At 72.8% G+C, this 14,329-nt stretch carries 10 protein-coding genes; 8 read left to right on the plus strand and 2 right to left on the minus strand.

The genetic code is table 11. From position 1 onward, the window contains the following. Nucleotides 1–60: 60 nt before the first annotated feature. Nucleotides 61–1,575: a GMC family oxidoreductase gene (locus ACRYR9_RS02220; RefSeq protein WP_432491549.1), complete on the minus strand. Its 1,515-nt coding sequence runs from the start codon at nucleotides 1,573–1,575 to the stop codon at nucleotides 61–63. A gap of 217 nt (nucleotides 1,576–1,792) precedes the next feature. Here ACRYR9_RS02220 and ACRYR9_RS02225 point away from each other — a divergent pair, with 217 nt between their 5' ends. The 7 genes from ACRYR9_RS02225 to ACRYR9_RS02255 all read left to right on the plus strand — a co-directional run bounded on the left by ACRYR9_RS02225 (nucleotide 1,793) and on the right by ACRYR9_RS02255 (nucleotide 11,152). Continuing rightward, entirely contained in the window at nucleotides 1,793–3,250 is a 1,458-nt protein-coding gene (locus ACRYR9_RS02225; protein WP_432491619.1) for an aldehyde dehydrogenase family protein, read from the plus strand. A 223-nt stretch (nucleotides 3,251–3,473) separates the two neighbouring features. Then, entirely contained in the window at nucleotides 3,474–5,159 is a 1,686-nt protein-coding gene (locus ACRYR9_RS02230) for an amidohydrolase (protein ID WP_432491621.1), read from the plus strand. 28 nt (nucleotides 5,160–5,187) lie between these two features. Next, entirely contained in the window at nucleotides 5,188–6,297 is a 1,110-nt protein-coding gene (locus ACRYR9_RS02235; RefSeq protein WP_432491551.1) for a class II histone deacetylase, read from the plus strand. Between the two features lie 90 nt (nucleotides 6,298–6,387). Further along, the gene (locus ACRYR9_RS02240) at nucleotides 6,388–6,978 is read left to right on the plus strand and encodes a TetR/AcrR family transcriptional regulator (protein WP_432491553.1); all 591 of its coding nucleotides are present in this window, start codon (nucleotides 6,388–6,390) and stop codon (nucleotides 6,976–6,978) included. A gap of 154 nt (nucleotides 6,979–7,132) precedes the next feature. Then, nucleotides 7,133–9,148, plus strand: a complete 2,016-nt coding sequence (locus ACRYR9_RS02245) for a primary-amine oxidase (protein ID WP_432491555.1) — start codon at nucleotides 7,133–7,135, stop codon at nucleotides 9,146–9,148. Continuing rightward, complete coding sequence (locus tag ACRYR9_RS02250) at nucleotides 9,141–10,586, plus strand: APC family permease (RefSeq protein WP_432491557.1); 1,446 nt, start codon at nucleotides 9,141–9,143, stop codon at nucleotides 10,584–10,586. The genes ACRYR9_RS02245 and ACRYR9_RS02250 overlap by 8 nt, the downstream gene beginning before the upstream one ends. Beyond that, entirely contained in the window at nucleotides 10,583–11,152 is a 570-nt protein-coding gene (locus ACRYR9_RS02255) for a hypothetical protein (protein ID WP_432491559.1), read from the plus strand. Before ACRYR9_RS02250 ends, ACRYR9_RS02255 begins: the two co-directional genes overlap by 4 nt. A 43-nt stretch (nucleotides 11,153–11,195) precedes the next feature. Here ACRYR9_RS02255 and ACRYR9_RS02260 read toward each other — a convergent pair whose 3' ends face one another. Then, on the minus strand, nucleotides 11,196–12,086 hold the full coding sequence (locus tag ACRYR9_RS02260; RefSeq protein ID WP_432491561.1) for a helix-turn-helix transcriptional regulator: 891 nt from the start codon (nucleotides 12,084–12,086) through the stop codon (nucleotides 11,196–11,198). Nucleotides 12,087–12,500: 414 nt separating this feature from the next. Between ACRYR9_RS02260 and ACRYR9_RS02265 the strand changes: the two genes are divergently transcribed. Continuing rightward, nucleotides 12,501–14,294, plus strand: a complete 1,794-nt coding sequence (locus tag ACRYR9_RS02265) for an amidohydrolase (RefSeq protein ID WP_432491563.1) — start codon at nucleotides 12,501–12,503, stop codon at nucleotides 14,292–14,294. Nucleotides 14,295–14,329: the final 35 nt, after the last annotated feature.

Consider the following 14,329-nt stretch of genomic DNA (forward strand, 5'->3'; position numbering starts at 1 on the left):
GGGGCGGGACCCGCGGGTGGTCCCGGCCCCGCCGCGTTCAGCCGGCCAGGCCCGCCGCGTTCAGCCGGCCAGGCCCGCCGCGGCCTTCTCGCCGATGAGGATGCTGGGCGCGTTGGTGTTCCCGGACGTGATCCTCGGCATGATCGAGGCGTCGGCGACGTGCAGGCCCGCCAGGCCGTGCACCCCCAGCCGCTGCGGGTCGACGACGGAGAGCTCGTCGTGACCCATGCGGCACGTGCCCACCTGGTGGTGGTAGGTGATGACGGTGCGGCGCACGTACTCGCGCAGCTCCTCGTCCGTGCCCACCCCCGGGCCCGGGTACAGCTCCTGCGCGCCCCACTCCTCGGCCAGTGCCGGGGCGGCACCGATCTCGCGGCACTGGCGCACCGAGAACACCAGCGCCTCCAGGTCGCTCTCCTCGGCCAGCGCCGCCGGGTCGATGAGCAACTCGTCGTCGGGGGAGGGCCCGGACAGCCGCAGTTCACCGCGGCTGGCCGGGCGGACGATGCCGGCCTGGAGGGTGAAACCCGTCGCCGGGCCCTGCATCCCCTCCTGGTACATGGGCACGCTGAAGTTGATCGGCTGGGTGTCCGGCACGTCCAGGGCGGGGCGGCTGCGGGCGAACAGGTGCGTCTGGGTGATCGAGGCGCCGCCGGTGGGCGGGGCGATCTCCCGGCGGGTCGTGGTGAGCAGCACCGGGGACAGGAAGTGGTCGTGCAGGTTCTTGCCGACCCCGGGCAGGTCCAGGACGGGGCGCACCCCCACGGCCTCCAGCTCGGCGGCCGGCCCGATGCCGCTGAGCAGCAGCAGCCGCGGCGAGCCGATGGCCCCGGCGGCGAGCACGACCCGACCGGCCTCCTGGCGCACCAGCTCCCCGCCCGCCTCGTACTCCAGGCCGACCACGCGCCCGCCCTCCACGAGCAGGCGGTGCACGTGGGCTCCGGTGACGAGGTCCAGGTCCGGCGAGCCGAGCACCGGGCGCACGTAGGCGGTGAACGTGGTCAGCCGCCTGCCGTCGCGCACGGTGACCTGCTGCTGGGAGATCCCGTCGAGCTCACCGGCGTTGTAGTCCGGGTTCAGCGGGATCCCGACCTGCTGGGCGGCCTCCACGATCGAGGCCTGGATCGGCGCGAGCGGGTAGCTGCCGACCACGTCGAGCAGACCGCCCTTGCCGCGCAGCTCGCCGGCCCCGCCGTCGTAGTCCTCGATGTCCTTGAAGACCGGCAGCACGTCCTCCCACGACCAGCCCTCGCAGCCCGCCGCGGCCCAGGCGTCGTAGTCCGAGGCGTGCCCGCGCACGTAGATGGCCGCGTTGAGCGAGTGCGAGCCGCCGACCACCCTGCCCCGGGGCAGGTGCAGCCGACGGTTCGCGGCGTGCGGCTGGGGGGTGGTCCAGTACCCCCAGTCGTCCGGGCTCAACCACAGCTCCCCGAGGCGGCCGACGTCGTGGATGGCCGGGTTCACGTCGTCGCCGCCGGCCTCCAGCAGGAGGACGCGCTGACCGGCGTCCACGAGGCGGCGAGTGATCACGGAACCGGCGGAACCGGCACCGACGACGATGGTGTCGTAGGACAAGGTCGTCTCCTTCGACGGGCTGCTGCGCTGCGGCTCTCTCCTGCGGACCCTGCACCGCGCCTGCGGCCCCGGTCACCAGCGCGGGTGTCTTCGTGCACCCGTGGACAAGGGCCTCGCGCTGACGGCCAAGGCTCCCGGCCGCCGGCGGGCGATGCTGGACCCGTCACCGCGGCCGGCTCACCGAGGAGCCCGCGAGCAGGACCAGGAGGAGCACCTGATGATCGACACCACGACGGCCCCCGCCGCCCACGAGGAGCTGCTGGCCCGGGTGGCCGCCCCGCAGGGCCAGGGCCGCGAGATCCGGGAGCCCGCCACGGGCGCGGTGCTCGGCAACGCCCCGGTGCACACCGTCGAGGACCTCGACGCGGCCGTCGCCGCCGCCCGCGCCGCCCAGCCCGGCTGGGCCGCCCGCGGCCACGAGGAGCGCTCGCAGGCGCTGCTGCGCATGGCCGACCGGATCGACGCCCTGGCCGAGCCGCTGGCGCAGCTGCTGGCGCGCGAGCAGGGCAAGCCGCTCAACGGCCCGAACGCCCGCTTCGAGATCGGTGCCTGCTCGTCGTGGCTGCGCGCCACCGCCGGCACGGTGCTCGAACCGCAGGTCGTCGTCGACGACGGCACCACCCGCGCCGAGCTCGTCTACCGGCCCGTCGGGGTCGTCGGGGCGATCGGCCCGTGGAACTGGCCGCTCATGATCTCGATCTGGCAGATCGCGCCCTCGCTGCGGATGGGCAACTCGGTCGTGGTCAAGCCCTCGGAGTTCACGCCCCTCAGCGTGCTGGCGCTCGTGTCGATCCTGAACGAGGAGCTGCCGGAGGGCGTCCTGACCGCCGTCTCGGGCGAGCGGGAGGTGGGCGCGCGCCTGTCCTCGCACCCCGACGTGGACAAGGTGATGTTCACCGGCTCCACCGCCACCGGTCGCAAGATCATCGAGAGCTCTGCCGGGAACCTGGCCCGCCTCACCCTGGAGCTGGGTGGCAACGACGCCGGGATCGTCCTGCCCGACGCCGACCCGGAGGCGATCGCCGAGGGCCTGTTCTGGGGCGCCTTCATCAACACCGGCCAGACCTGCGCGGCCCTGAAGCGGCTGTACGTGCACGACTCCCTCTACGACCGGGTCATCGACGCCCTCGCGGAGGTCTCGCGGAAGATGCCGATGGGCCCCAGCCTGGACGAGTCCAGCGTGCTGGGCCCGCTGCAGAACAAGCAGCAGTTCGACATCGTCGCCCGGCTCGTCGAGGACGCCAAGCAGCGCGGCGGCCGGGTCGTCACCGGCGGCGAGCCGGCGACCGAGCTGGGGGAGCTGTTCTTCCCGATCACCCTCGTCGCGGACCTGCACGACGGCGACCCGCTCGTCGACGAGGAGCAGTTCGGCCCCGCGCTGCCGATCATCCGCTACAGCGACGTGGAGGAGGCGATCGCCAGCGCCAACCGCCTCGACGTGGGGCTCGGCGGATCGGTGTGGTCCTCGGACCCGGCGGCGGCGCGCGCCGTCGCCGAGCGCATCCAGGCCGGCACCGTGTGGATCAACTCGCACGGTTCGGTGCACCCCATGATGCCGTTCGGCGGCGTCAAGAGCTCCGGCTACGGGCTGGAGTTCGGGGTGGAGGGCCTGAAGGCCGTCGCCGCCCCGCAGGTGATCAGCGGCGCCTCGCCGACCGTCGCGCCGACGGCCTGAGACGTCCTGACGGACCCGCCCGCACCCGGGCGGGTCCGTCCAGCACCTCGCGGTGCGAAGCAGGCGGTGCGAAACAGGCGGTGCGAAACAGGCAGGTAACGAGATCTTCTCACCGGTGCAACTCGCCCCTGCCCCGGTGGTTCTACGGTCGGAGACTCAAAGAGGAGTTCCACGACAGGGGCTCCGGTGAGGAGTGGTAACCGTGCGACGAGCGACCCTGGTGATGCGTGGCGGCAAGGTCTTCACCGTCGACGCCGACTTCACGACCGCCTCGGCGGTGGCGATCCTCGACGACCTCGTCGTGGCCGTCGGCAGCGACGAGGAGATCGAGGAGTGGATCGGTCCGGAGACGGAGGTGGTCGAGCTCGCGGGCCGGTCGGTCCTGCCCGGCATCAACGACTCGCACCTGCACGCCATCGCCTTCGGCCTGGACTCCCCACCGCTTTCCCTGGACCTCACCCACCCCACCGTCACGTCCATCGCGGACATCCGCGAGGCCGTGCGGGAGGCCGTCGCGGCCGCCGCGCCGGGGGAGTGGATCGTGGGGACGGGGTGGGACGACGGCTACCTGGCCGAGTGCCTGGCGGAACCGGGCCGCCTGCCCCACCGCGACGACGTCGACGCGGTCAGCCCGGACAACCCCGTCTTCCTGCAGGACTACTCCCGGCACACCTCCTGGGTGAACTCGGCGGCCCTGTGGGCTGCGGGCGTCGACGAGTCCACCCCGGTACCCGACGGCGGGTACGTCGACGCCAGCGCGGACGGCCGGCTGACCGGTGTCCTGCGCGAGGGGGCGCAGGCCCTCGTGCAGGGGGCGCTGCCGGCGCTGACCGCCGAGCGGCGGGAGCAGGCGATCCGCTCCGCGGTCCGGAAGCTGCAGGAGCTGGGCATCACCAGCATCACCGACCCGGCCCTCGGGCCCGGCGGCGAAGCGCTCGCCGGTGGTGCCATGGGCACCGAGGGTCTGGCCGTCTACGCGCGCCTGGCGGCGGCCGGTGAGCTCGGCGTCCGGGTCAGCGCACTGCTGCTGCCGACCGGGATGTCCGGATCGGCCGAGGAGTTCCGGGAGAACCTGGGTACCGAACTGCCCGAGCAGCCGGACCCCCGCCGCTTCCGCGTCCTCGGCGTCAAGGTGTTCGCCGACGGCATCCCGCCGAGCGGGACGGCCTGGATGCACGAGGAGTACGTCGGCGGGGGGTGCGGCTCCCTGTGCGTGGGCGGCGCCACCGACGAGCAGCGGGTGGAGACGCTGCGGGAGATGGTGCTCGCCGGGCACGAGGCCGGCCACCAGCTCGGCATCCACGTCACCGGTGACCGGGCCATCGACGCGGTCGTCGACGCCATCGTCGCCGCGCAGCAGGCGCACCCGCGCCCGGACGCCCGCCACTACCTCATCCACGGCGACTTCGTGAGCGCGGCGACGCTGGCGCGGATGGCCGAGCACGGCATCGGGGTCAACATGAACCCCACCATCAAGTGGACGATCGCCGACCTCGAGGTCGGAGTCGTCGGCGCCGAGCGCGCCTCCTACGAGTGGCCCTACCGCCTGGCGGCCGAGTCCGGTGTCCACCTCATGAGCAGTTCCGACGCGCCCGTCACCGTCCCCGACTGGCGCCAGGGGCTGTCGACCATGCTGCTGCGCGAGGGGAAGGCGAGCGGCGAGGTGAGCGGACCGGACCAGCGGATCGACCTCGCGACCGCGCTGCGCACCTACACCAGCAACCCGGCGTGGCAGGACTTCGCCGAGGACTGGAAGGGGACGCTCGAGGCCGGGAAGGTGGCCGACCTCGTGGTGGTCGGCGCCGACCTGGAGACCGTCGACCCCCACGACCTGCCCACCGTGCCGGTCGACCTCACCGTCCTCGGTGGCCGTGTCGTCCACCGGCGGGCCGAACCCGCCGTCGTCTGACGGTGCCACTGCGACCACGGGAGAGACCTTGACCACCGGATACCTCTGGCACGAGCTCTACGGGTGGGGCGACACGGGCAGCGCTCCGCTGTTCCCGGCCGACCCGGGCATCGGGCTGCAACCGATCTCCCACCACGTCGCGCACGCCGACACCAAGCGGCGGATGCACGAGCTCGTCGTCGTGTCGGGGCTCATCGACCACCTCCACCGCCTCCAACCCCGGCACGCCAGCGAGGAGGAACTGCTGCGAGCGCACACCCCCGAGCACGTCGAGCGCATCCAGCGGGAGAGCCGGCAGCCCAAGGGCGGTGACGCCGGTGACGGGATCTCCCCGTTCGGCAAGGGCGGCTACGAGATCGCCACCCTGGCCGCCGGCGGAGCCATCGAGATCGTCGACGCTGTCGTGGAGGGGCGCATCGACAACGGTTACGCGCTGGTCCACCCGTGCGGGCACCACGCACCGGCGCACACCGGGATGGGGTTCTGCGTCTTCAACAACGCGGCCGTCGCCGTCAAGCGGGCCCGTGAGGTGCTCGGCGTGCCGAAGGTGGCCGTGGTGGACTGGGACGTCCACCACGGCAACGGCACCCAGTCCATCTTCTGGGACGACCCGTCGGTCCTCACGATCTCCCTCCACCAGGACCGCTGCTTCCCGCCGAACTCCGGCTTCAGCACCGAGCGCGGTGAGGGCGCGGGCCACGGGTACAACCTCAACATCCCCATGCCCCCCGGCACCGGGGACGGCGGGTACCTCTACGCCACCGAGAACGTCATCGTCCCGGCGCTGCGCGCCTTCCGCCCGGACCTGATCGTCGTCGCCTCCGGCATGGACCCCAACGCCATGGACCCGCTGGCGCGCCAGCTGGTGACGTCCAGGGGGTTCCGGGGCATGACGCAGATGGTGCTCGACGTCGCCCGGGAGGTCTGCGGGGGGAAGGTGGCGATGGTCCAGGAGGGCGGTTACTCCCCGTACTACGTCCCCTTCTGCGGTTACGCGTGCATCGAGACGCTCGCGGGTGTGCAGCTGATGGAGGACCCGCTGTTCCCCGTGGTGGGCGGCATGTACGGCCACGACCTGGAGCCGCACCAGAAGGCGGCGTGCGACCAGGCCGCCGAGCTGATCGCCGGCATCGGCTGACGATCGGCGTCCGGTCGTTCGGCGCGCCCGGGCCGGGCCGTCGGTACCGCCTGCGCGCGCCGCTGCCGGCGGTGCGAGGCTGTGCCCACCATGCCCAGGCTCGTCGACCACGCCGAACGCCGCCAGCGGATCATCGAGGCCGCCTGGCACCTCATCGCCGACCGCGGCCTGGAGGCCGCCACCATGCGGGAGATCGCCCGTGCGGCCGGGTACGCCAACGGGGCGCTGACGCACTACTTCGCGGACAAGGAGGCCCTGCTGCGGGCCGTCTACCAGCACGTGTACGCGGCCACCAACGACCGCGCGGCCGAGGCCGTCGAGGGCCTGCGGGGCGTCGATGCGCTGCGCGCCTTCTGCCGGCAGGTCCTGCCGCTGGAGGAGCTCACCCTCGACGAGGCCCGTGCGGTGCTCGCGGTGTGGGGGCGCCTCCCGGCCGACGAGGACCTCGCCGTCCTGCACGCCGAGTCGATGCGAGCCTGGCGCACCTCGATCCGCGGCTGGCTCGCCGAGGGGCGCTCGCTCGGGCAGGTCCGCACCACCAGCACCGACGACGTCCTCGCCGATCAGTTGCTGGCGCAGCTGATGGGGTCGCAGGTCATGGTCCTGGCTGGTGACGTCAGCGGACCGGCGTCCCAGGAGGCCGCCCTGGAGGACTGGATCTCCCGGTTGAGCCGCTCCTGACCGGGTCCGGCCCCGAGCCACCGCTGAGGGAACCGACCGAACCCCGACTCGTCGGGCGAGAGCGCGAAACAAGACCGTAACGGGGTCTTCTCAAGGAGGAAACCCACGGGTTACGGTTGGTTCTACAGTCGGAGACTCAACGAGGAGGTCCCGCATGAGCACGACCGTGCCCGCACCTGATCTGACCACCACCGGTCGTCACCCCCTGTCCTCGCTGACCGTGCAGGAGATCAGCGCGGTCCGCGAGGTCCTCGATGCCGCCGGCCTCGTCCACGAGGGCACCCGCTTCGTGTACGTCGGGCTCGAGGAACCCACCAAGGCCGAACTGCGCGCCGCACGCGACGGCGGCGCCGCTCCCGTGCGCCGCGCTCGCGCCCTCCTGCACGACGTGCGCGTCGTGGCGGCCAAGGACGTGATCGTCGACCTGGACGCGCGCCGGGTCGAGTCCGTCACCGACCTGGACGCCGAGGCCGACGGGCAGCTGCCCGTCCTCGACGAGGAGTTCGAGCTCGTCGAGCAGCTGCTCGCCACCGACGAGCGGTGGCTGGCGGCGCTGGCCGCGCGGGACCTCGACGTCGCCGACGTGCGCGTCGCACCGCTGTCGGCCGGCGTCTTCGACGACATCGAGGGCGAGGTCGGCAAGCGCGTCCTGCGCGGGCTGGCCTTCCGCCAGGACCACCCGGAGGACCACGCCTGGGCGCACCCGATCGACGGCCTCGTCGGCTACGTCGACGTGATCGCCCGCGAGGTGGCCCAGGTCGTCGACCTCGGGGTCGTCCCCGTGCCGCAGGGGTCGGGCAACTACGACGACCCGGCGGTGCGCGGGGAGTACCGCACGAGCCAGAAGCCCATCTCGATCACCCAACCCGAGGGACCGTCCTTCACCCTCGACGGCGATCTGCTGCAGTGGGAGAACTTCTCGGTGCGCGTGGGGTTCGACGCCCGCGAAGGGCTCGTGCTGCACGAGATCTCCTTCTTCGACCGCGATCAGCAGCGCCAGCGCCCGATCGTCCACCGGGCCTCCATCGCCGAGATGGTCGTGCCGTACGGCGACCCGTCCCCCGTGCGCAGCTGGCAGAACTACTTCGACACCGGTGAGTACCTCATCGGCCGCTACGCCAACGCCTTGGAGCTGGGCTGCGACTGCGTGGGGGAGATCACCTACCTGGACGGCGTCATCGCCGACGAGACGGGCAACCCGCGGGTGCTGCCGAACGCCGTCTGCATCCACGAGGAGGACTACGGCATCCTCTTCAAGCACACCGATCTGTGGGCCGGCAAGGCCGCCGTGCGCCGCCAGCGCCGCCTCGTCATCTCGTTCTTCACCACGGTCGGCAACTACGACTACGGTTTCTACTGGTACCTCTACCTCGACGGGACCATCGAGTTCGAGGCCAAGGCCACCGGCATCGTCTTCACCTCCGCGTACCCCGGTGAGGGTTACCCGTACGCCTCGGAGATCGCTCCCGGCCTGGGTGCTCCCTACCACCAGCACCTGTTCAGCGCACGCCTGGACATGGCGGTGGACGGCGACACCAACCTCGTCGAGGAGGTCGACGTCGCCCGGGTGCCGATCGGCCCGGACAACGTCCGCGGCAACGCGTTCACCACCACCGTCACCCCGCTGCGCACCGAGCTGCAGGCCGTGCGCAAGGCGGACCCGGCCGCGGCGCGGGTCTGGCACATCAGCAACCCGAACCGCGAGAACGCCCTGGGGCGCCCGGTGGCCTACGCGCTGTTCCCCGAGGGGCAGCCGACGTTGCTGGCCGCGGACGACTCCTCGATCCAGAAGCGCGCGGCGTTCGCGGCCGAGCACCTGTGGGTCACCCGCTACGACCCAGCTGAGCGTTACTCCGCCGGCGACTTCGTCAACCAGCACTCCGGGGGTGCGGGCCTGCCGGCCTACGTCGCCGACGACCGCGACATCGACGGGCAGGACGTCGTCGTGTGGCACACCTTCGGCCTGACGCACGTACCCCGACCGGAGGACTGGCCGATCATGCCGGTGGACTACACCGGCTTCAAGCTCAAGCCGGTCGGCTTCTTCGACCGCAACCCCGCCCTCGACGTCCCGCCGACCTCCTCCGGGCACTGCTCCGCAGGCGGCGGTGCGAACGGGAACGGTGCCAGCGGCGCTCCCTGCCACGGCGGGGAGATCGGTCGTGGCTGAGGCGGTGCGCGCCGGCGAGACCGAGCACCACGGACTGCGGGGGACCATCGGCGTGCCGGGGATCGTGTTCCTCGTCGTCGCCTCCGCCGCCCCGCTGACCGCCATCGGCGGTGCCCTGCCGGTGATGCTCGCCATCGGCAACGGTGCCGGAACCCCCTCGGCCTACCTCGTCGTGGCGCTCGTCCTGCTGCTGTTCAGCGTCGGCTACGCCGCGATGAGCCGGCACGTCACGGACACCGGCGCGTTCTTCGCCTTCGTCACCCGCGGCCTGGGTCGGCGTGCCGGGCTCGGCTCGGCCGGTCTGGCGCTGCTGACGTACACGGCCGTCCAGGCCGCCGTCTACGGCCTGGCCGCCGCCACCCTGCAGGGCCTGGTCGTGCAGTACGGCGGACCGGACCTGCCCTGGTGGCTGTGGGCGCTCGTGCTCGTCGCGGTCGTCGCCGTGCTGGGTTACCGCAACATCGACCTGGGTGCCAAGGTCCTCGGCGTCCTGCTCGTGCTGGAGATCGGGATCGTCGCCGCCCTCACCGTCGCGATCTTCGTCAAGGGCGGTCCGGAGGGCACGTCGCTGACCTCCTTCGAGCCCTCCTCCTTCAGCAGCGGTTCCCCGGGCATCGCCCTGATGTTCGCCATCGCCTCCTTCATCGGCTTCGAAGCCACCTCGATCTACGGCGAGGAGGCCCGCGACCCGCGCCGCACCGTTCCGATCGCCACCTACGTCGCCGTCGTGCTCATCGGCGTCTTCTACGCCCTGGCCAGCTGGGCGATCGTGACGGCCGTCGGTCCCTCGCAGGTGCAATCGGTGGCCGGCGAGCACATCGGCGACCTGGTCGTCGGCGTCGTGAGCGGGCAGTACCTGGGCTCCTTCGGCGACCACGTCCTGCCGGTGCTGCTGTTCACCAGCCTCTTCGCCGCGCTGCTGTCCTTCCACAACGCCATCTCGCGCTACTTCTTCGCGCTCGGCCGCGACGGGGCGCTGCCCTCGGCCCTGGCCCGCACCCACGCGCGGCACCGCTCGCCGCACACCGGTTCCCTGACGCAGACCGCCACTGCGGTCATCGTGCTGGCGGCCTTCGCGCTCGCCGGCGCCGACCCGGTGGCGCAGTTGTTCACCTGGATGTCCGGCCTGGCCACCGTCAGCGTCGTCACGCTCATGCTGCTGGCGTGCACGGCCGTGCTGGTGTTCTTCGCCCGGACCCGCCTGGACCGCCGGGTGTGGAACACCCGCGTCGCCCCCGCCCTGGGAGGCATCGGCCTGCTGGGCATCCTGGTGACGGTGCTGGCGAACTTCACCACGCTCATCGCCGGCTCCAGCGCCCTCGCCGGGTTCTTCGTCGCCCTGGTGGTGCTGGCTTTCGTCGCGGGTGCCGCGGCCGCCACCCGGCCGCCCCGGCCCGCGGAGGACGGCACGGCTCCCAGGACCACCCCGGTGCCGTGACCGACCACGGCGGGGTGCTGCACCACATCCACCTCGGCGTGGCCGTGCTCGGTGTCGTGCTGGCGCTCGTGGCGACGCTGGTCCACCGCCACGAGCGCTGGCCGCACCTCGTGATGACCGTGGCCATGCTCCCCGGGCTGCTCGCCGGAGGCAGCTGGACCGTCCCCTTCGAGGTCTGGTGCGCCGTCGTCCTGGGGACGTTCGCCACCGCGTGGGCCAGTGCCGCACGCGCTCGCCGTGGCGGGCGCCCGCCGGTCACCGCGGTCGAGCTGCTGGCCATGGCGGTCGTGCTGCTGGTGCTGGGGCCCGGGGAGGGTTCCGGTGGTGGCGTGACCGCCGCGGCGGTGTCGCCCCCCGGTGCCCACGTCCACGCCGTGGCCGGGGACACCGCCCTCGTGGCGCTCGCGGTCGCGGGAGCGTGGTTCCTGCTGGCCGTGCGCCGGTGCGTGCCGGGGCCCCCGGCTGTCGCCGCGGTGCACCGCGAACCCCTCGTGGGGGGCGTGTGCAGCAGCGGCATGGCCGGCAGCATGCTCGTGATGGCGGCGATCCCCCTGGTCGCCGCCTGAGCGCGGTCGGCTCCCGGTCGCGCGGACCGGGAGCCCTGTCCGCTCACCGGCGGTGCGATAGCCTGTCCACGCCGCCGCTCGGGAGCTGCCGCAGCGGGTGCAGCACTCCTTCGCGGTGGGCGTAGGCCGCCGCTTCCAGCCGGCTCGCGCTGCCCGTCCTGCGACGCACCCCTTCGACGTGCGAGTGCACGGTCCGCAGCGAGACGCCCAGCACGTGGGCGATGGACGCGTTGTCCATGCCCAGGGCCAGGCACGTCAGCACGTCCACCTCACGGCGCGTCAAACCGGCCGGCAGGGAACCCGCCACGGCGTGCACCAGCAGGGGGACGTGCCCGCCGGTGCGGCGGCCGTCGTGGTGCAGCGGCTCGACGACGAACCGGTACCACTGCCGGCCGTCGTCCCACCAGGCGGTGAGCCGGCGCTCGGCGGAGGAACCGCAGTGCTCGAGCACCCCGCGGAATCCCGGATCACCCAGGAACGGCGGTCGCTCGCGCCCGGGCACGTCCTCGACGCGCGCACCGACGACGACCGCAGCGCAAGCGCCGACCGGCAGGCGGTCCGAGAGTGCCGGGGTGCTCCTGCGCTCCTGCTGCAGCCACCCGGCCAGCACCGGCCGCAGCGCGGCCAGGACCGTTAGTTCCCGGTACCCGAACACCTCCTGCACCGCCGACAGGTGCAGGAAACCCAGCGTGACGCCGCTGGACCCGAGGTGCACCGAGACCCCGTCCCGGAAACCAGCCGGCTCCAGGTGCCTGCGGAAGAAGCGCCCCTGACGGAATGAGTTCCCCAGGTCGGTGGACAGCGACAGGGGGATCTCCGCACCGATGAGCCTCGGTACGTTCGGTTCCTGGAGGAACTCCTCAGCGGAGGTGCTGTCCGCGACCCCCAGTTCTCCACGGGCCGCCACGAACGACGTGATCCGGCCGTCGACCACTTGCAGTGCAGACGCATCGCTCGGAACCACGCGGTCCAGGAGTTCCAGTGCCCGGTCTGCTCGTGCGGTCCCCCGTCCTGAAGCGGCCAGTGCGCCGATCTCGGCTGCGACTGCCACGGCCTCGTTCTCCATGAGGCTCCTCGAACTTCGCTCGGCGGTGGCGGTGACGGTACGCCCGCGACTGCGAACTGACAAGGTTCACACGTTGTGCCGCCTGTTCTCCTCAGTATTCGTACGGATGCGCCGCGGCTGCGCTGCTGGTTTCCTCGGCCCCCGTCCTCACCTCGGGGCCGACCGCGTCGGCCGGCCAGGGGTTGCCGCCACCGACAGGAGTCCTCCGTGTCCCACCTCAGTCGTCGAACTCTGATCAGCGCGACCGCCGGCGCTACCGGGGTCGCCGTCGCAGGCTCGGCGGTGCCCGCCGCTGCGGCTGCGGGTACCGGTCCCGCCGACCTGGTCGTCCTGGGTGGGAAGGTGCTCGTGATGGACGAGCGCTGCCGCACCGCCGAGGCGGTCGCCGTGCGCGACGGACGGATCATCGCGGTCGGCTCGGCGCGGGACGTGAAGCGCCTGACCGGGCGCCGCACGCAGGTCCTCGACGCCGCCGGGGGCACCGTCCTGCCCGGTATCAACGACTCGCACCTGCACCTGAACTCGCTGAGCCTGAACCTGCCGCCGTACTCGTACCCGGTCGACACCGCGACGATCGAGGAACTGGTCGCCGTGGTGCGCGACGCCGTTGCCGCGACCGCGGACCCGGCCGCCTGGATCCGCGGGCAGGGCTGGAACGACAACCGGCTGCCGCGCCCGCCGCGCGCTTCGGACCTCGACCCCGTCTCCGGCGACCACCCCGTCGTGCTCACCGACTTCTCCTTCCACGCCACGAGCGTGAACACCGCGGCGATGCGGCTGGCCGGCATCACGCGCGACACGGTGCCGCCGCCCGGTGGCGTCATCGAGAAGGACGCGGACGGTGAGCCCACCGGCGTGCTGCGCGAGGGGGCGCAGAACCTGGTGCGAGCGGTCGTCCCGCCGTTCTCGCCCGAGGAGGTCGCCGAGAGCGTCCGGGCGGGCACGGCGCTGCTGCACCAGCGCGGCATCACCAGCATCACCGAGCCGGGCATCGGGCTGGACACCCTCGCCGTGTACGCCGCCGAGGCCGCCGCCGGGCGCCTCGGCGTGCGGATCACCGCACTGCTCAGCGCCGGCCCGAACGCGGCGGGGTTGCGCTCGACGCTCGACGCCTTCTCCCCGCTGCAGGGCGTCGACGAGCGTCTGCTGCGGGTCGCCGGCGTCAAGGTGTTCGGCGACGGCATCCCCACCGCCGCCAGGACCGCCTGGCTGCACGACCCCTACCTCGACGGCACCCACGGCTCGCTCACCGTGGACGGCGCGACGATCGAGGAGCAGGTCGCCGAGCTCGACGAGATCATCGCCGTGGCGATCGACGCGGGGATGCAGGTCGGCACGCACGCCACCGGCGACGCCACGATCGACGCGGTCGTCGCCGCCTACCTCGCCGCCACGGGTCGCGGTCGGTGCCGCAGCGACCTGCGCCACTACGTCATCCACGCGGACCTCGCGCCGGAGGCGACGCTGCGGACCATGGCGCGCCACGACATCGGCGCGAACATGAACGCAGCGATCAAGCACCTGCTGGGGAGCAGCGTCGAGAGCGTCCTCGGGCCGGAGCGCACCGCCTGGCAGGCCCCGTACCGCAGCGCCCTGGACGCGGGCGTCCGGGTCTCCAGCGCCTCCGACGCGCCGGTGACGATGCCCGACTGGCTCGTCGGCGTGTTCGGCGCGGAGACCCGTGAAGGCATGTACGGCGGCGTCACCGGGCCGGAGCAGGCGATCAGCCGCCTGGAAGCCCTGACCTCCTACACCCGCACCCCCGCCTGGCAGGACCACGCCGACCGGTGGAAGGGCACGCTGCAGCGCGGGATGGTCGCCGACCTCTGCGTGCTCGACGGCGACCTCCTCGGCGCCGACGCCCGCGACCTGCCCGGGATGACCGTGTCCGCCACGGTCCTCGGCGGGACGGTCGTGCACGGCGCCTCCGCCGCCGGCGGGACCAGCGGTGCCGGTGGTGCGTCGACCGCCGCCGCCGTGGCCATGAGCAGCCGCCACGGAGCGGACTGCCTGGGCGCCGGGGCCTGCTGCTGCAAGGTCAGCGACCGCATCACCGGTCGCCCCTTCACCGCCTGAACCGCCGCTGCCCACCCCGTCCTCCAGGAGGAACC

The sequence above is a fragment of the Kineococcus auxinigenes genome (genome assembly GCF_050871525.1).
Taxonomy (GTDB): Bacteria; Actinomycetota; Actinomycetes; order Actinomycetales; family Kineococcaceae; genus Kineococcus.

Coding starts and splice junctions, on each gene's coding strand:
- ACRYR9_RS02225 (WP_432491619.1), top strand. CDS start 1,793: ATGATCGACACCACGACGGCCCCCGCCGCCCACGAGGAGCTGCTGGCC.
- ACRYR9_RS02230 (WP_432491621.1), top strand. CDS start 3,474: ATGCGTGGCGGCAAGGTCTTCACCGTCGACGCCGACTTCACGACCGCC.
- ACRYR9_RS02240 (WP_432491553.1), top strand. CDS start 6,388: ATGCCCAGGCTCGTCGACCACGCCGAACGCCGCCAGCGGATCATCGAG.
- ACRYR9_RS02245 (WP_432491555.1), top strand. CDS start 7,133: ATGAGCACGACCGTGCCCGCACCTGATCTGACCACCACCGGTCGTCAC.